This window comes from Thermococcus sp. MV11, assembly GCF_012027285.1.
GTDB lineage: Archaea > Methanobacteriota_B > Thermococci > Thermococcales > Thermococcaceae > Thermococcus > Thermococcus cleftensis.
Genome location: NZ_SNUD01000001.1, coordinates 505,710 through 522,921, shown reverse-complemented (window position 1 = coordinate 522,921; position 17,212 = coordinate 505,710). Strand labels below are relative to the sequence as shown.

At 57.4% G+C, this 17,212-nt stretch carries 17 protein-coding genes; 7 read left to right on the top strand and 10 right to left on the bottom strand.

Going from position 1 to position 17,212, the window contains the following annotated elements:
* The first annotated feature begins 7 nt into the window (after positions 1 to 7).
* Positions 8 to 469 carry a 6,7-dimethyl-8-ribityllumazine synthase gene (ribH, locus tag E3E27_RS02865; protein WP_167773378.1) on the top strand — a complete coding sequence of 154 codons (462 nt, stop codon included), beginning with the start codon at positions 8 to 10 and terminating at the stop codon, positions 467 to 469.
* On the opposite strand, the gene E3E27_RS02860 is transcribed toward ribH, so the two are convergent.
* From E3E27_RS02860 to thiC, 4 genes are read right to left on the bottom strand one after another with little or no spacing between them, the layout of a single operon-like run.
* Positions 459 to 1,049, bottom strand: coding sequence for an IMP cyclohydrolase (locus tag E3E27_RS02860; RefSeq protein ID WP_167773377.1), 591 nt, complete (start codon positions 1,047 to 1,049; stop codon positions 459 to 461). The two genes, ribH and E3E27_RS02860, sit on opposite strands and share 11 nt — an antisense overlap.
* Entirely contained in the window at positions 1,046 to 1,978 is a 933-nt protein-coding gene (locus tag E3E27_RS02855; protein ID WP_167773376.1) for a formate--phosphoribosylaminoimidazolecarboxamide ligase, read from the bottom strand. The genes E3E27_RS02860 and E3E27_RS02855 overlap by 4 nt, the downstream gene beginning before the upstream one ends.
* Positions 1,975 to 2,634, bottom strand: coding sequence for a phosphoribosylaminoimidazolesuccinocarboxamide synthase (locus tag E3E27_RS02850; RefSeq protein WP_167773375.1), 660 nt, complete (start codon positions 2,632 to 2,634; stop codon positions 1,975 to 1,977). The genes E3E27_RS02855 and E3E27_RS02850 overlap by 4 nt, the downstream gene beginning before the upstream one ends.
* 4 nt (positions 2,635 to 2,638) lie before the next feature.
* Complete coding sequence (gene thiC, locus E3E27_RS02845) at positions 2,639 to 3,919, bottom strand: phosphomethylpyrimidine synthase ThiC (protein ID WP_167773721.1); 1,281 nt, start codon at positions 3,917 to 3,919, stop codon at positions 2,639 to 2,641.
* Between the two features lie 144 nt (positions 3,920 to 4,063).
* Here thiC and E3E27_RS02840 point away from each other — a divergent pair, with 144 nt between their 5' ends.
* From E3E27_RS02840 to thiD, 3 genes are all read left to right on the top strand, one after another.
* Entirely contained in the window at positions 4,064 to 5,644 is a 1,581-nt protein-coding gene (locus tag E3E27_RS02840; protein WP_167773374.1) for a hypothetical protein, read from the top strand.
* A gap of 114 nt (positions 5,645 to 5,758) precedes the next feature.
* The gene (locus E3E27_RS02835) at positions 5,759 to 6,508 is read left to right on the top strand and encodes a sulfide-dependent adenosine diphosphate thiazole synthase (RefSeq protein ID WP_167773373.1); all 750 of its coding nucleotides are present in this window, start codon (positions 5,759 to 5,761) and stop codon (positions 6,506 to 6,508) included.
* Between the two features lie 4 nt (positions 6,509 to 6,512).
* Entirely contained in the window at positions 6,513 to 7,808 is a 1,296-nt protein-coding gene (thiD, locus tag E3E27_RS02830) for a bifunctional hydroxymethylpyrimidine kinase/phosphomethylpyrimidine kinase (protein WP_167773372.1), read from the top strand.
* Here thiD and E3E27_RS02825 read toward each other — a convergent pair.
* From E3E27_RS02825 to E3E27_RS02805, 5 genes are read right to left on the bottom strand one after another with little or no spacing between them, the layout of a single operon-like run.
* Positions 7,777 to 8,910: a hypothetical protein gene (locus E3E27_RS02825; RefSeq protein WP_167773371.1), complete on the bottom strand. Its 1,134-nt coding sequence runs from the start codon at positions 8,908 to 8,910 to the stop codon at positions 7,777 to 7,779. The two genes, thiD and E3E27_RS02825, sit on opposite strands and share 32 nt — an antisense overlap.
* Positions 8,900 to 9,502: a hypothetical protein gene (locus E3E27_RS02820; RefSeq protein WP_167773370.1), complete on the bottom strand. Its 603-nt coding sequence runs from the start codon at positions 9,500 to 9,502 to the stop codon at positions 8,900 to 8,902. Before E3E27_RS02820 ends, E3E27_RS02825 begins: the two co-directional genes overlap by 11 nt.
* Positions 9,503 to 9,540: 38 nt before the next feature.
* Complete coding sequence (locus E3E27_RS02815) at positions 9,541 to 10,293, bottom strand: heparan-alpha-glucosaminide N-acetyltransferase (protein ID WP_167773369.1); 753 nt, start codon at positions 10,291 to 10,293, stop codon at positions 9,541 to 9,543.
* A gap of 38 nt (positions 10,294 to 10,331) precedes the next feature.
* A complete protein-coding gene (gene mrtA, locus E3E27_RS02810; RefSeq protein WP_167773368.1) occupies positions 10,332 to 10,934 on the bottom strand; it encodes a CPBP family archaeomyxosortase MrtA in 603 nt (200 codons plus the stop codon).
* 33 nt (positions 10,935 to 10,967) lie between these two features.
* The gene (locus tag E3E27_RS02805) at positions 10,968 to 12,020 is read right to left on the bottom strand and encodes a peptidylprolyl isomerase (RefSeq protein ID WP_167773367.1); all 1,053 of its coding nucleotides are present in this window, start codon (positions 12,018 to 12,020) and stop codon (positions 10,968 to 10,970) included.
* Positions 12,021 to 12,173: 153 nt separating this feature from the next.
* Here E3E27_RS02805 and cysS point away from each other — a divergent pair, with 153 nt between their 5' ends.
* From cysS to E3E27_RS02790, 3 genes are all read left to right on the top strand, one after another.
* Entirely contained in the window at positions 12,174 to 13,604 is a 1,431-nt protein-coding gene (gene cysS, locus E3E27_RS02800) for a cysteine--tRNA ligase (RefSeq protein WP_167773366.1), read from the top strand.
* An 849-nt stretch (positions 13,605 to 14,453) separates the two neighbouring features.
* Positions 14,454 to 15,101, top strand: coding sequence for a phosphoribosyltransferase (locus E3E27_RS02795; protein WP_167773365.1), 648 nt, complete (start codon positions 14,454 to 14,456; stop codon positions 15,099 to 15,101).
* A gap of 12 nt (positions 15,102 to 15,113) precedes the next feature.
* A complete protein-coding gene (locus E3E27_RS02790; RefSeq protein WP_167773364.1) occupies positions 15,114 to 15,425 on the top strand; it encodes a hypothetical protein in 312 nt (103 codons plus the stop codon).
* Here the strand turns inward: E3E27_RS02790 and E3E27_RS02785 are convergent.
* On the bottom strand, positions 15,404 to 17,194 hold the full coding sequence (locus tag E3E27_RS02785) for a DUF4932 domain-containing protein (protein WP_167773363.1): 1,791 nt from the start codon (positions 17,192 to 17,194) through the stop codon (positions 15,404 to 15,406). The genes E3E27_RS02790 and E3E27_RS02785 overlap by 22 nt on opposite strands.
* Positions 17,195 to 17,212 lie beyond the last annotated feature (18 nt).

Here is a 17,212-nt window from a genome sequence, read left to right as displayed (position 1 = left end):
TGGTTTGATGGAGGTAAAAACAATCGAAGGGGCCTTTATAGGAAAGGGCCTGAGGATTGGCATCGTCGTTGCCCGCTTCAACGACCTCCTCACCGAAGAGCTCCTTAAGGGAGCACTCGACTGCTTCGAGAGGCATGGCGTGGAGAGGGTAGACGTCGTGAAGGTCCCGGGTTCCTTTGAGATACCGCTCGCCGCCAAAAAGCTCGCCGAAAGGGGCTACGACGCGGTTCTGGCCCTCGGTGCTGTTGTTAGAGGTGAAACCAAGCACTTCGATCTGGTTGCCAATGAGGTTGCCAAGGGCGTTGCCAAGGTTTCGCTCGACACGGGCGTTCCTGTTATCTTCGGCGTGATAACCGTGGAAGACGAGCTCCAGGGCTTCAACAGGGCAGGGGTGAAGAGCAACAAGGGCTTCGAGTACGCTATGGCAACGCTGGAGATGGCGAACCTCATGAAAAAACTCAGGGACTGAGCCAAGCCAGCCCCCACCCCTTCCTTTCTTTCACTATCCCGATTGCGAGCACCTTCTTCTCGAAGGGCAACTCCATAGCCTTCTTGGCAAGCTCCCCAGAGCTCTCAAAGGCCGGGAAATCCAGCTCGGTGAAGCCCAGGTTGTAGGTCGCTGTAACAAAGGCCTTCCCCTCCTTCAGCCCCAGCCTCTTCACCCAGAACTCGTCCCTGCCCGCGAAGCCGAGCCAGCCCTTCCCGCCGGTCCCGATTATTCCGGCTATCCTCGGCGTGCTGTAATCGTCCCTCTCGTAATCGAGGGCGTCCAAAACGTGAACCAGGGCCTTCTTGGGGCTCTCCCACTCGAGGGCCTGGGCAATGAAGTCCGTCTGGAGACCGTTGGTGACGACGGCGTACTCATCGAGGAGCCTCACGACGGGGTAGCTGACGTATGGGTTGTCGGTCTCGGTTAGGTTCTCGATGTAAACTGCCCTCCCTTTAACGATTGCCTTCCTCCTAGGGAAGGAGCGGGAGCAGAGGAGGTAGAAGGCGAAGGGCTTGCCTTCCATCAGACCGATCCCAAGGGTCCTTCCCGTGTAGGTCAAGTTACCACCTCCTCAAGCCTCTCCTCCCCGAGGGCGAGCCTTATCTCCCGCGCTATCCTCCTGCCCACGCTCATCGGCTCGTCCCAGTAGAGCCGTCCGTACCAGTGGAGCGCGTTGGAACCGCCGTCTATCCGCGAGGCGAAGCCTATCGCCTTGAAGTTTCCATCGTAGGCGAAGTGGAGGGCGAAGGGACCGATTACCCCAGGTGGCTCCAGCTTTTTCATCGCCTCAACGAAGGCCAGGCCGTAGTCGTAGAGCCTCGGCAGGAGCGACTCCCTCAAAGCGACGCCGACGTTCCCCGCTATGGTGTAGGGGAGCGGTTTTACCGGCCAGCGGGCGTTTCCATCGGCTATAAGCACTCGCTCATCGACTCCGAGGAGCTCAAGCCTTTCCAAAATCGGCGAGTAGAAGAAGTGGACGTAGAGGTAAACGCCAGGTATGAACTCCTCGATTCTGAACTTGGCCTCGATGTTCCCCAGTCTCTCCTCAAGCTCCCCGCCCTTGGCCAGAAAGTGCCCGCTCCCTCCCCTCGGGCCTTCGATGCGGACGAAGTAGAGCCTATCCTGCCTGACCTCCTCTGGTTCGATAACCTCAACCCTAGGAATTCCGGCCGCGTCCAGGGCCCTGTCCTGCAGTTCAAAGGTCGTCTCCCACTTCAGAAAGCGTTTGTTGCCGAAGAACCTTGCTTTAGCCTTCTCTATCCCCTCAAGCCCGAGGTAGGCGACGAAGGAGCCGTGGGGGATCACTATCCCATCGTCCTCAAGGATCGCGCCCATGTCTTCCGTGACGATGAGCTCGTCCGCGAGCCTCGTGGAGGCGTAGAAGGCCCTCCTTTCGGGCCTCACGTAGAGCCTCGTCCTAAACCCTTCGTCTTTGGCCCCAAGGAGAATCTGGAGGGAGGAATGAGAGGCTATCGTCGAGATAATCATTCAATCACCTCCGAGAGCTCCTCCCGAGTCAGAACCATTTCCTTTTTCGCGACGCGCATCGTGTCCCCGCTCAGCTCGTCTATAACGGTCAGCCGGCCATCGAGCCTGCCGAACTCGAGCTTGAAGTCAACGAGCTGGAGGCCCTTTGAGGAAAAGAACTCCCTCAAGATTCTTGCCACCTTCCTCGTCGTTTCCTTCATCTCCCCGACTTCTTCTTCGCTCGCGATTCCAAGGGCGACCACTGCCTCCTCGGCTATGGGCGGGTCATCGAGGGAGTCGTCCTTCAGGGTGAACTCAACTACCCCGAGCCTCTGGAATGGCTTTGCCCAGCCTTTATAGCGCCTCAGAAAGCTCCCGTAGGCGAGTTCCCGATAAATGACCTCCAGCGGAATCCTCTCCGCCTTCAGAAAGCGCGCCTTTCTCTCGTCAATCCGCCCGACGAAGTGTGTTCTTATCCCGTTCCTCTCAAGGAGGCGGAAGAAGAACTCCGTCTGCTCCAAAACGAGGCTCCCCTTTCCCGCCATCTCACCGATTACCTCGTTGCCCCCGCTGTCCTCCCGGCCGTTCCTGCCAAGGACGGTGTCCTTGAAGTGGAAGATTAGGTACGGGCCGTCCTCGTAGACGTCCTTCGTCTTGCCAGAGTAGACGAGCTCCAAGCTCTCACCCCTTCCGGAGCATCTCTTGAATGAGCTTTATCGCGCAGAGGTCGCCGCACATCGAGCAGGCCTCTGTTTTAGTCGGCCTTTCCTTCCTTATCTCGACGAACCTCTCCCTGTCCCCGCTCAGCTCGAACTGCTTCGCCCAGTCGAGCCTGCCCCTCGCGGCGCTCATGAGGTAGTCCTTCCTGAAGTCCGCCTCGAAGCGGGTCAGGTTTACGGCGTGGGCCGCTATTCTGGCAGCTATGACCCCCTCGCGGACATGCTCAACCGTCGGAAGTCCGAGGTGCTCAGCGGGCGTTACGTAGCAGAGGAAGTCAGCCCCGTTTAGAGCGGCTATCGCCCCGCCTATGGCCGCGGTAATGTGGTCGTAGCCCGGGAAGATGTCCGTGACTATTGGCCCAAGAACGTAGAAGGGCGCGTTGTCCGTGGCAACTTTCGCGAGCTTCACCTGCGCCGGTATCTGGTCTATGGGCACGTGGCCCGGCCCCTCGACCATTGTCTGAACGCCGGCTTCTCTGGCTTTTTTAACGAGCCTCCCGAGGGTGTAGAGTTCCGCCATCTGAAGCTCGTCGCCGGCATCGGGAAGTCCACCCGGCCTAAGCCCGTCGCCGAGGCTCAGGACGACGTCGTACTCCCTAGCGAGCTCTAGGAGGTAGTCGTAGTCCCTGTAAAACGGGTTCTCCTCGCCCCAGTGGAGTATCCACGCCGCCAGAAAAGTCCCGCCGCGCGAGACCATGCCGACGATCCTCTTAGTTCTCTTCATCTTCTCGACGACTTCCTTAGTAACGCCAACGTGTATCGTCGTGTAGTCAACGCCGTCCCGGAAGTGCTTCTCAACGGCCCTCCACATGTCGTCCTCGCTCATCTCGATGATCGCCTTTCCTTTAGCCAGCATCTCCTCGGCGGCCTGGTAGATTGGAACCGTCCCAATTGGAACATCAACGGCGTGCATTATGGCCTTCCTTATGGAGTCGAGGTCACCGCCAGTGGAGAGGTCCATTATCGTGTCGGCGCCGTACTTGACGGCGACCTTGGCCTTCTCTATCTCGGCCCTGACATCGACGATGTCGCGGGAGGTGCCTATGTTTGCGTTCACCTTGACGCGGACAACGCTTCCAACGGCGACCGGCTTCACCCAGTCGTGGCGGACGTTGCGAAAGATGACGGTGTGTCCTTTCGCCACGCTCCTCCTGAGCTTTTCGGGGCTTATCCCCTCCCTCTCGGCGATGAACTTCATCTCCTCCGTGATTACCCCGCGTTTGGCCTCCTCAAGCTGGGTCATTCCCATCACCCGGTTTTAAAACCCCTTTATAACAAAGTTTTTAAATTTCAAAACCTAGTTTTGAACGGGCCTTAAAAGGTTTTTGGATCGCTCGATCGAAAACTTTTTGAAGTTGTAAATAAAACAAACTACCGGGGTGACCAAGTGGGAAGAGTTCTGGCAGTCCTTCTCCTAATACTAACCATAGTATTGGGGGCGGTCTTTGCCGCCTCTCAGATTCCAGTGGAGTCCGCCGAGTACTATGGTGCACAGGTGGACTACTACAGGAGCTTTATCTTCGAGCCGTCTTTCGAGGTCAAACTCCCGACGGACGATTACGCATCGGTCTCCGTCTCGGCCCTCATGCCCAACGGCTCTCTGAAGTACCTGGGCACCTACTCCGGAAGGGGCAAAATTCAGATAGAGTACAGGACGATACTCGGCGTCATGCGCGATTGGAACCGCTATCTGGTCGCCAACAACCTCAGCCCCGACAGCGTGAAGCCATCCCTCCTTCTCCTCGGAACCGTTCAGGACGAGGAGGGCAACCTGGACTACTTCATGACGACCGTTCCAATAGGTGTTGAAAATCTGCTGAAAAACCTGTGGGTCAGGATTGACATCGACGAGGACGTCGTGGGGAGGCTCTACGGGAAAGACAGAGTCAAAGAGCTCCTAAAAGAGCCGGGAGAAGCTGGGACCTCAGCGGAGATAGAACCTAACACACCGCTGCCGGAGATTGGAAAACCGCAGTGTTCACCTGAGTTCTGGGTAGGCGGTGACCGCTCCAGGTACTGCTTCGAGTGGCTTCCCGAAAAAACCCTCGGAAGGGCAAGCATCATTCCCGTGGCGGCGTTCCAGGTAACCGGGGACACGAGCAAGATAAACGACATTGCCATCTCCCTAGATTACAGTGCGGTAACGACAAACCGGGCCGAGCTAGCGTTCTCGGCGGTGGGAGCGGTTGAAACCGAAAACGCCGGCGGTTCCGTGGAGGGAAGGATACTCGGTTACTCGTACACGATAAACAAAAACTCGCTCAGGATTCCTAAGTCTGAAGTGAGGATATGGGGACCCGAACTCGTATCGCCCTCCGTCATCGGGGCTGGGATTAAGGGCAGCGTAACGTTCGCCAAGTACCGGCTTTACAGGGTTGATTACATAAACGGAAGGCCCGAGCACTACCGTCCCTTTGACATTTACGCGTACGTTGTCCTCGGAAAGCCCGACGAGAAAAATATGGAACTAAGGAAATACGTCGAACCCGGCTGGCCCGACAGGGAGGGTGGACCGATGAGCAGGACAATGTGGTTCGTTCACCGGTACTGGAGAGAAGCGATAGAAAATAGTGGTCACGGTGGTCTCAGCATTTCCACGTTCACGGTTAGGCAAGAAGTCAGCACCCTACCATTGTTTTCCGCCTCGGCACCCGTGCTCGGTGTCATCGGAAAGGGCGATGTGAAAGTCTCACCATTTACCCTCGCCGTTGCCATTGGACTTACTAAAGAGACGAGCGTGTCATCACTCGTCAATGTGGACGTTGGCTTGAAGTATGAGCACCGTAATGACACGGTGAAGGTGAGTATCTACGCCAGCAAAGTGCTGTTCGACTACAGGGGTAACAAGTACCCCCTAACAGGAATGTTCGGAGACATCTTCATTCCTGGAAATTCTGGCTACAACCCGCCCTGCGACCCGCGTACAGGTTACTGCCCGGAAAACATCTCTCCAGATCATGAACACTGATTTCTCTTTTTTCACCACCCGTGTTTCCCGCGGTTTTAAAACCCCTTTATAACAAAGTTTTTAAATTTCAAAACTCAGTTTTTACCGCGGCTTAAAAGGTTTTGGGTGGTGGCGATGAAGGAGATGGAGATAAGCAGGGCGATAATCGAGGCCTACACGGCCGAGCTTCTCGAAAGCCTGAGCCTCGACGTCGCTATTGTGGGCGCGGGTCCTTCAGGAATGGTCGCCGGCTACTACCTCGCCAAAGGCGGTGCAAAGGTGGCAATCTTCGAGAAGAAGCTCTCCATCGGCGGCGGAATCTGGGGCGGCGCGATGGGCTTCAACAGGATAGTCGTCCAGGAGGAAGCCAGAGAAATCCTCGACGAGTTCGGGATAACTTACAGGCCCTTCAGGAACGGCCTCTACGTTGCCGATGCCATTGAGACGGCAACGACGATAGCGAGCAAGGCCGTAAAGGCAGGAGTAAAGTTCTTCAACATGATAGAGGTCGAGGATCTCGTCCTGAAAGAAAACCGCGTGGCGGGGATAGTCATCAACTGGACGCCGGTTCTCATGACGGGCCTCCACGTGGACCCGCTCACCGTCGAGGCGAAGTTCGTAATCGACTCAACCGGTCACGGGGCGCAGATAAGCCAGCACCTCGTTAAGAGGGGCCTGCTCAAGGTTCCTGGAGAGGGCCCGATGTGGGCCGAGAGGGGCGAGGAGCTCACGGTCAAGCACACAGGGGAAATCTTCCCCGGCCTCTACGTCACCGGAATGGCCGCGAACGCGATAAGCGGTGCCCCGAGAATGGGCCCGATATTCGGCGGAATGTTCCTCAGCGGGAGGAAAGCGGCCCTCGAAATCCTCGAAAAGCTGGGGTGATGGAATGGCCGTTTTGATTGTAGCCGGCCTCGACACCGGCGGGGGAGCGGGCCTTAAAGCGGACATCGAGACGGTCTCGGCTCTGGGTGAGCACCCGCTCCCGATTCTCACAGCGGTCACCTACCAGAACCCCGAGAGGGTTTCCGGCTATTTTTCCATACCAGTGGAGGCCTTGAGTGACCAGATACGGGCCGTTAGGGGGCACTTCGATATCAAGGCAGTCAAAGTGGGCATGCTCGGGAGCGGGGGAATAGCAAGGGTCGTTGCCAAGGAGACGGAGGACCTAACGAGGGTCTTCGACCCGGTGATGGCTTCGAGCACCGGTGAGAGGCTCATCGACGACCTCGGGTCGCTCAAGGTTCTCGTGAAGGGCTCAATAGTTACCCCAAATGTCCCGGAGGCCGAAGCTCTAAGCGGTATTGAAATCCGCTCGATCGAGGACATGAGGGAATCGGCGAGGGTCATAGCCCAAACTCTGAAGGCGGAGGCGGTAATCGTCAAAGGCGGCCACCTGAACCTAACCGACGTCCTCTACTGGAACGGGGAGTTCTTCGAGTTTCCTGGGGAAAGGGTTGATGGCTTCACCCACGGGACGGGCTGTGCCTTCTCGTCAGCCTTGGTCGCTTTTCTGGCGAAGGGGTTTGAGCCTCCCGAGGCAGTGGAAAGGGCCAAGCGCTTCGTTGAAGGTACGATAAGGTTCTCAAAGGCCGAAGCAAAGGCCGTCAATCCCCTCTGGAAGCTCCAGAGAGATGCCTACCGCTGGAGGGCCAGGGAAGAGCTTGAAAGGGCAGTTCAAGAACTCGTGAAGTTCGGCGAAAAACTCAACCCCCACGTTCCGGAGGTGGGCACTAACTTCGCGCTGGCGACTGCCCTTGGAGAGGTCTTCGCGGTGAAGGGCAGAATCGTCCGCTACGGGAAAACGGTTAAGCCCGTGGGCCCGATTGAGCTGAACGCCAGCGACCATCTGAGGAGGGCTTTGCTCAAGATGCGCGAGTTCTACCCCGAGGTAAGGGCCGTCCTGAACCTGCGCTACTCCAGGAAGCTGGTGGAGAGGGCTGAACGGCTTGGCTTTGTCGTTTCATTCTACGACAGAAGGGAGGAGCCCGAGGAGGTTAAGAGGGCCGAGAGGGGGACGATGGAATGGGGAATTGAGAGGGCAGTGAAGAGAGCAGGAAAAAGGCCAGACGTAATCTACCACCTCGGGGACTGGGGCAAGGAGCCGATGATCCTGATCTTCGGGCGGGACGCGCGGGAGGTGGTGGAGAGGGTCAGGGTTCTCCTTTCTCTCTCTCCTCGATGAAGACCCTCACGTGCTCCGGCGCTCTCTCCTTTATCTCCTCAGCCAGCTCCCGCCGGTCAAGATAGGTTCTGAGAAGGATTTTCCCCCTAAGCCAGGGGTTTTTGATTCTCTCCGCGGCCCTTAGGGCATCTCCGTAACTCCCGGTGTTCAAAAATCCAAGGGCGAGGTTCCACCAAGCGGCATCGCTCCCGACCTCGGCGGCTATTGCCTCTCCTCTCCCAGGCCTTCCATCGACGGCATATAGGTAGGCCAGATGAGACAACATCTCGGGGCGGTACGGCTTTTCAAGGAGGCGGTAGAGACTTTCAAGCCTCCCAGGTTTGTCGTGGATTCTGAAAAGGGCCTGCCTGTAGTGGTTGGGGTTTTCGAGCGAGTCGAGGACACACTTTGCCCCCTCCACACTCCCCCGGAACAGGAAGTTCGAGGCCGTTCTCAGGACTTCCTCCACCTCCCAGGGGGCGTAGGCTGGCGGAAGGGCGTCAATATCAATCGGGTGGGCGTCGAGGAGTCCCCTCAAAAGGGTCCTGTATCGCCCAATTTTTCGGGGAGCGTTCACGAGGCCGTACCTGAGGAGCGTCTCCCGCATTTTCTCGAAGTCCCTGACTATCATCGCGAAGAGTCTCACGGTTGAGTCGAGCCACTCCTCCATGGGAACCTCGAAGTAGAGCTCTTGGTGTGGCCCATACCACTCGAGGGAGAGAACCTTCAGGGTTTTCCCGTTCCTCACCAGGTGCAGGTCTATCCAGGGGTCGTAGGAGCCGAGGCTCACCACGGGGTGCTCCTCAAGGAACGCATCGAAGTTCTTCCCCGCGAGGGCCTTTCTGTACGGGTCGTCCTCGAGCTTTCCTCTCCTCAGCTCGCCGAGGTCGAGGGGCGGCTTGACTTCGAGAAGGTGGAAGTTCAGCAACGCAAGCTCCTCCAGCGCGCTCCCAAGAAAGACGTCCGCCCCGAAGACGAGGAGGTCGCCCCGCCAGAGGCTTAAAATTCCGTAGTCGTCCCACTCAAGGCGGAGGTACTCAAGGAAGTCCCCGGTCTTCGCCAGCTCCGCGAGACTCTCAAAGAGAATTTCCCTCGTGGACCCAACACTCCATTCAACCTCCATAAGCTACCACCTTCAGGAGAAGCCTCACCGGCCGGGTGTTCTCAAGGAACGCCCGCTCAAGCCCGTGCTTTGAGCAGACCTCAAAGAGCTCTTCGAGGTCAAAGGCGAGGGAGCTTAGGAAGCACTCCTCGGCGCTGAGAAAATCTCCAAGGGGAACCCGTACGGCCGAATCTTCCGTCGAGAAGGTTACCCCTCCAGGGGAAAGCCCCACCACGCCGTAGAAGCCCGCGAACGACAGTCGCATTCCTTCATCAACAGGGTCCGCCAGTAGGCGCGTTCCGGTCAGCTCCGCCAGCTGGAGGGCCCTCCCGAACCTGCCCCTTGCGAGGGCGCCGATGCTTAAAATTCCTTCCGCGAATTTCAGGTAGTCCTCCTCGCCCCGGGCGATGAAGAAACCCCCGGCCGAGAACTCGACACTCGCCCTTGGTCGGGTGCATTCCTTAAAACGCTCCCAGGGTCCTGGGTGGAAAAGTGCACTCGTGAAGCTCCCGGGAACGCGGACCGTCTCGTCCACGAGGGCCTCCAGTGCGGCCTTCTTTATGCACTCCTTTGGGTTGTTATCCTCCGGCACGGCTCTGATTTCCACCCTCATACGATCTGAAGTTGGAATAAGCCTTTTAAATTTTCCGGTTATATTGGAAGCCCCGGAATCGGGCCGTGGATAAGTCTAAGCAGGGCCACGAGAACAGGCTGATGGAGGAGGTAGATCGCCAAGGTGTGTCTCCCGGCGAAGGTTACGAGATGAACCAGCGGATTCTCCGGCGTGGGCAGGCGGACCTTCCTCTCGCCGGTGGGATAGAAAACGCTCCCCGCGGTCATTCCCAGGAGGTACACCCCGAACCAGGGGAAGATCGGGAAGTAGTCGGGAGCGAAGTAGTCCTCGGGCGTGATGCCCAGGGGAAGGAGGAACAGGCCGTCGTGGAGGTTCCTTACCAGGGAATAGCTAAGGAGGAAAAAGAAGGCCCAGAAAAGGTTCTTTCTCCCGAACCGGTGAAATGGGATAGCCAGGAGCGTCGCCACGCCGAGGAAGTGGAGGATTCCAAAGTGAATCGTCATTCTGCCCGGGAGGAGTGAGGTGATCAGGGTTATGAGCATGCCAAGGCCGAAGAGCTTGATAAAGCGCCGGAAATACTTCCTGTATGGTTGGGGGTTTCTCTTTATCGCTCGGGAATAGCTTATCCAGAATGAGAGACCCGATGTAAAGACGAATATCGAGGCGGTGGTGACTGCGAAGGCGAACCAGAACGTACGGTGCCCGGAGTAGTTGAGGAAGAGCCAGAGGTCTGTGACAAAGTTTGAGACCACCATCATCGTTATTCCGATACCGCGCAGGAGATCAACCTCCCAGTACCGGCCCTTCAGGTACACTTCGGCGCCGAGCATAAGGTCTCTTGGGACTGATCCCTAATATCCATTTCGCCTTATAGGAGGACACATAGGACGTCGAAGAGCACCGCCCCGAGCCAGTGGAGGAGAAAGCTGGGGAGAAAGCTCCCGGCCCGAAGGTCGAGTTTGGCGAAGACTATTCCCGCCACGAACGAATAGGGAACCTCTATGCCCGGCTTTCCGATGTGGACGAGGGCGTACGGGACGTCCTGGGCGAGTATGCCGAGCCACTCGTTTCTCCTGGCGAGAGGGAACAGAAGTATCCCCCTGTAAAATGCCTCGTGGGCGAACATTATCGCCCCTACCGCCAGCTCCTTGAGCAGGAAGTCCAGGGGGCCGGAGAAGTCGAATATCGGGTAGTAGGCTTTCATCTCCGGCAGCGTTGCCCCGTAAATGCTCAGGGGCAGGGAGGTGATGAAGAGGAGCAGGGCCCAGCGGTACTCTTTAAGGGCCCCCACTCGAACCCCCAGCTCCCCCCGTTCGAAGCCTAGGGCATACGCCAAGACTAGGGGAAGGGCGAAGTAGAAGAGGGCGTTGTAAACCGCCCAGCTAAAAAGGTCACCGCCGCTGTACCTGACGGCGAGGATAAAGGGGAGCGAGAGGAGGTAGAGAGCGTAGGGGTTGTTCTTAAGCCGCATGGAGAAAAGTTTGGGAAGGAGGATAAAAGCCTTTCACTCCTCCTTGGACTCCTTCTCCTCGGCCGCCTTGGTCTTCTTCTTGCTGGTGGTCTTCTTGGTGGTGGTTCTCCTGGTCTTCCTGCCCTTGGTGCTCTTTCTGGTGGTTTTCTTGGTCTTCTTGGGCTTTTCCTCGGCCTTCTCCTTGGACTCCTCTGGCTCCTCTGACTTCTCAGCCTTCTCCTCCTGCTCTTCAGCTTTCTCCTCGACCTCTATTTTATCCTCCTTGACTTCCTCGGTCTTCTCTTCGGTCTCTTCCTTCTCCTCGGCCTTCTCGACGAGCGGCTCGCTGACTTCCTCCTCGAGCTCTATGACCTCAGTTTCCTCCTCTGAGGTCTCCTCCGGCGGCTTGAGAAGCTCCTCAACGGAGGGCTTGAAGGTTACCTCCTCGTAGCCTATGAACTTGAGGTCGCTCTCGAGGAGTATCTCGCCGAGGACGAGGGTGTTCTTGTCCAGATCGGCGTTGCTGAAATCGACGGTGACGTCCTTCTCGCCGACCTCGATGACCACCTTCTCTGGGTCGACCATCGGCATGCGGAGCTCTATGAGGGCCTTCACCTTCTCTATCGGATCCTCAATCTTTTCAACGACCTCGACCTCGTAAACCAGGTGCTTGCCCGCGTAGGGGTGGTTGAAATCGACCCTAACCCTGCCCCCGCTGACCGTCAGAACCTTCCCCTTGAGCTTCCTGCCGCCCTCGGTTTCTATTTCAATCGGCATTCCCGGGAAGGGAAGTATGCCCTGCCTCCTGAACTGTCCGAGGGTGAAGGTCTTGATGAGCTTGGGGTCGCGCTTTCCGAAGCCCTTCTCGGGCGGGACGATTATCTCGTACTTCTTGCCCACCTCAAGGCCTTCCAGCTGCTCGTCGAGGCCCTTGAGGACGTGGCCAGCTCCGACGGCTATCGGAACCGGACCGTAGATGCCCTTCTCGCTGTATATCCCGGCCTCCTTGGCGACCTCCTCGTGAGTGGTGTCGAATATCTCACCGGTCTCCTTGACCCTTCCGGTGTAGTGAAGCCTTATGACGTCTCCCTTCTGAACCTTCATCATCGTAACCTCCCTTTACTGCTCTACCCCGGATTGAGGGGGTTGCTTTTTAAGCTTTTGCTGGCTGGGGGAACCCTCCAAGCCACGCAAACCTGGCCAAAGGGAGGGCGATAACCTAATAAAAGAACCCTCCAAAGTTCCTCCGGTGGTGAGAAGATGGCCATAAGAGTGTACAACACCCTCACGAGGCAGAAGGAGGAGTTCAAGCCGCTCCGCGAGGGCGAGGTCAGGATGTACGTCTGCGGGCCTACGGTTTACGATTACACCCACCTCGGCCACGCGAGGACCTACGTCGCCTTCGACGTCATCAGGCGCTATCTCGAGCACAGGGGCTACACCGTTCTCATGGTGATGAACTTCACGGACATAGACGACAAGATCATCAAGCGCGCGAATGAGACCGGCGAGGACCCGAAGGAGCTGGCCGAGAGGTTCCTGCGCTACTTCCTCGAGGACATGAGGGCTTTAAAGGTCAAGCCGGCCGACATATACCCGCGCGTCACCGAGCACATGGAGGACATCATAGAGTTCGTCAGGAAGCTCCAGGAGAAGGGCTACGCCTACGAGGGCTCTGACGGCGTTTACTTCGAGGTCAGGAAGTTCAAGGACTACGGCAAGCTGAGCAAGATAAAGCTGGAGGATCTCGTGAAGGGCGCACGCGTCGAACCCGGGGAGGGCAAGAGGAACCCCGAGGACTTTGCCCTCTGGAAGAAGGCAAAGCCCGGCGAGCCGAAGTGGTCCTCACCGTGGGGCGAGGGGAGGCCCGGCTGGCACATCGAGTGCTCCACGATGAGCACCAAGTACCTCGGCGAGAGCTTCGACATTCACGGCGGCGGCAACGACCTCATCTTCCCGCACCACGAGAACGAGATAGCCCAGAGCGAGGCCTGCACCGGCCACGAGTGGGTTCGCTACTGGCTCCACACGGGATTCCTGATGGTGAACGGCGAGAAGATGAGCAAGAGCCTCGGTAACTTCGTGACTATTAGAGAAATGCTCGAGCGCTACGACCCCGAGGTGATAAGGCTTTTCATTCTCCAGAGGCACTACCGCTCACCCCTCGACTACACGGAGGAGGGCATGGAGCACGCGAAGAACAACCTCGAGAGGCTCTACAACACCCTCGAGAACATTCGCGTGGCGATGGAGAGGGCAGAGATTTCCTTCCGCTGGGAAAAGCTGGAGTTCGAGGCCTACGAGGCCATAAGGGACGCGAGGAGGAAGTTCTACGAGGCGATGGACGACGATTTCAACACGGCCGAAGCTTTAAAGGCCGTCTTCGAGGCGAGCAACGCGGTGAACCGCTACCTCACAGAGGTCGAGACCCCGAAGGAGAGCGTGCTGAGGAAGGCATGGGAGTTCTTCAGAATCGTTAGCGAGGTCTTCGGCATCTTCGAGGACTACTTCAGGGAGCAGAGGGCGGGCGAGGAGGAAGAGCTGATAAGGCTCCTCATAGATGTCCGCGCCCAGCTGAGGAAGGAGAGGAACTTCGCCCTGGCGGACAGAATCAGGGACGAACTCAGGAACCTCGGAATCCAACTCGAGGACACACCACAGGGGACTGTCTGGAAGAGGATCCGGGTTTGATCTCTTTCCCTCTTTGGCCGGGCTTAGTTTACTCCCCTGGTTTTTTGAGCCACGACCGGTCACCACACTTTCGAGAGCGTATTAATCCCAGAAAATATTCTGTTCCGATTCTCCCAGGATCTTATTGCAACTCAAGGCGATCTTTATACTCTTGGAAGGCATCGTGACGTTTCAATTCTCCCAGAGTCTTATTGCAACTCAGAAGGGCCTTATGAGAAGATTGTCCACGTTCCGGGTTCAATTCTCCCAGAGTCTTATTGCAACAGGGCGGGGATTCCGCCCGTTCGCCTGGTAAAGCCCTATGCAGTCTCGAATATGTAGGCCTTTCCGGAAACCTAACCGAAACCGGCCGATAGAAAAGCCCGAATCCACGGACCGGTACGAGAGCTTAACCCCCAAACTCGCCTTTAACAGCCCAATTTTCCCAATGCACAAAAACACACACCCAATTTCCGTGGCTGTTAAAAGGGCTAAAAGAGCCAAAAAACCAAGAAAACCGATTAAATCTGGAAAGAAACAATCGCCACAAGGCAGCGTCAGCTTTCTGCCGTCTCCCTGCTCCTCCAGATCTCTGGGGAAAATCCGTTATAGAATTTCAGCCAAACTGTAACATAACGTAACGATTTCAAAACCTTCGAAACCAATTTCCCAGGGCTTCGGAGAGTAGATTTCCGGGATATCCGGGACGACAGCGCCCCCTATCCCTAGCGCGGGTGTCCGAGCGTGATGCTGGCGGGACGGGCTAATTAAGACGGGCCAATCACCCCCGTCTTTTGCCACTTTTACGTCAAAGTTCCTGCCGCAACGCTTAAATATAACCTTCCCCCTGCTCCGTTAAGGGAAATCCAAATGAAGAAGTTTCCGGCGTATCTCGCTTCTTGGGAGGACATAGAAAGATGGGCCAAGGAAGGTGCCTGGAAGGTTCTAGAGGACGGCTGGAGGCCAGACGTCATAGTGGGCCTCGCCCGCGGCGGCTGGGTTCCGGCGAGGCTCTACTGCGACTACCTCGGCGTCAAGGACCTGGTTAGCCTCAAGGTCGAGCACTGGGGGGTCACGGCTACCCCTGACGGCAAGGCAAAGCTCAGGTACGGCACCAGCTACGACCTTAGCGGCAAGAAGGTCCTCATCGTCGACGACATCAGTGACACGGGCGAGAGCCTGACGCTCGCCAAGAACTACATCGAGGGCAAGGGGCCCGCTGAGATAAGGGTCGCCACGCTCCTCACGATCAAGGGCTCCCGCTTCAAGCCGGACTACTACGGCGAGGAGATCGACTGGGCGTGGATAGTCTTCCCGTGGAACTTCGTCGAGGACATGATCAACCTCGTTGGCAACCTCCTTGAGGAGAAGGAAGCTTTGACCACTGATGAAATCATCGAACTGTTCAGGGAGCTTCATGGCATAGAGGTGCCGAAGGGCAGGCTGGAGGAAGCCCTCCGCATGGCGGAGCGCAGGAAGGTTTTTAAGTTCAGGGAAGGCAAGTGGCGCAAAGCCTGAGGAAGTGGTACCTTGGACCGGGAGAAGAAGGTTCGGGAGATCAAGAACCACAGCGTCTACGCAAGGGAGATCTACGAGATGCACAGCGAGAGCATCGACGAGGTCATAGACAACTACGAGAGCCTGAAGGAGAACTACCTGAACGACCACTCAAGGGCAAGGATCGTAAGGATAGTATTCAACGAGGACAACGGCCTCCCCCTGGCGATAGAGTTCAACAGGAAGGACGATTCCTTCAAGGGCTTCACAATAGCTATCGGCAAGCCCCACATAAGGAGCGACTCGGAAGAAAGGGAAGAAACTCAGGAAGCACAGGGAGACTGAACGTAGAATCCCATCTCTATTCCCTTTTCACTCCATATTTCGTAGCTGCTCAGGTAGTACGTCGGGTTCTGGAAAAGCGCTGTCAGGTTCCTGTTCTCCCCTGCCACCCAGACGATGTAGTTCGCCCGGTTGTAGGGGTTCCTCACGGCCATTATCACGGCGGTTCCCGTGATGCTGCCGAGATCCCCCGTGATAACGGGGTCTTCCTCGTCCCCAGTCAGGACGTAGGAGTGGACCTCCCAGTCAGGGCTCTTCTCCAGCACCCAGCGGTCGCTCCCGACAGGGACGAAGCGCAGCGGGAAGCGCTCGTCCAGCTCATCGACGAGCGAGTTTGAGTAAGGCCCTCCGACCAGCACCATGTTCGATCCCAGGTCATCGCCGGTGACGTTCACGTCAGCCTTGATCGAAACCTCCACCGTCCCGTCCCACTGGGAGTAAAAGACCCTGAGGTTCTCGGCTATGGCCTCGGCCGTCTCCCTGTCCCTCTCCACTCCAGAGGGATCCGGATTCTGGGTTCCGTAAACGACTATGACCTCTCCCTCAACCGCGCCCCTGTCGAAGGCCCTCAGCGGTGTAACCGGGACGCGCTCGCTGTAAAGCTCCCACGCCTTATCTGGAGGAATCATGGTTCTCAGGTCCACGAGCATCTCGTCCACGTACTCCCCCAGAGGGACGGAGTTCTGGACGCTCATTGCCGTGTACTTCCTGTAAAGCTGAAGCACCTCGTCTATCCAGAACTCGCCCCAGGCCCTCTGGAGCCACACTGCTAAAGCCGCGTAGTCGGGGTCCACGTTGGAGAGCGCGAAGTCCAGCCAGCCGTCGGCAAAGCCCTCGTATATCATTCCCGTCCTGTCCCAGAAGTGAATGTCGTAGCGCGCGAGGTAGGGCATGTCCTCCTCTATGGTGTCCTCCAGGTAGGCCAGCGAGTAGGTGTCGCCGTAGCTGGCGTAGAGACCCGGCAGGGTAATGTCGTGGCCAAGCTCGTGGTAGACGAAGCCCAGGTAGATAAGCTCGTCAAGGCCCGTGTTGTTCACGTAGTCCCTGTTGAGGGGCAGGCCGAACATCGTGTCCCTCGCCGTCTTGTAGCTCCAGGCAGTCCTCTGGGGGTCGCGTCTCACGAGCGGCACCATTCCCCCGGCCCCGTATATCTGGACGCCGTCCCTGACGGGGTTGAAGCTGTGGCCGTGTATCGCCACCAGGAACGGGTGCAGGAACTCGAAGCGAACGTTGGAAACGTCGGTGTAGCGGCCCATGAACCCGTCTGGTGGCAGGAGCGAGAGCGCGTTCGTGTATATCCCGAGGTCTTCCCAGTAGTAATCCTGGTGGGTTCTGTAAAAGGTCATGAAGTCGCTCTCCCTGGCGAAGTCCCTCAGGGCCTCGATGAAGTCAAGCGTCCAGGGGTCGTTGATGTTTCCCCAGGGCTGGAGCTCGGGCGGTTCCGTGCAGAGAAGGAGGTAGTATTCGGTGTAGAACAGCCTAAGGTCCCTCTCCGAGATGGAAGAGGTGTTTTCAAGGTGCTCCCGCAGCATCTGAACCGCGCGGTGGTTCCTGTAGGGGGCGAAGTAACGATCAACCTCATCGAGGTAGCCCCCGCGATCTATGACGAAGGGGTCGCTCCGGCCAAAGGCGAGGTAGTAAACGACGCTCAGCAGCTCCGAGTTGGGGCTTATCTCAACGCTCACCTTTCCGGGCACGTTGTAGCCAGCTGCCTGCGGTGCGGTGGTTGCAATGAGGAGTGCAAGGATTATTAAAACCCACAGTCGCTTCATCACGACACCCGGTGGTAT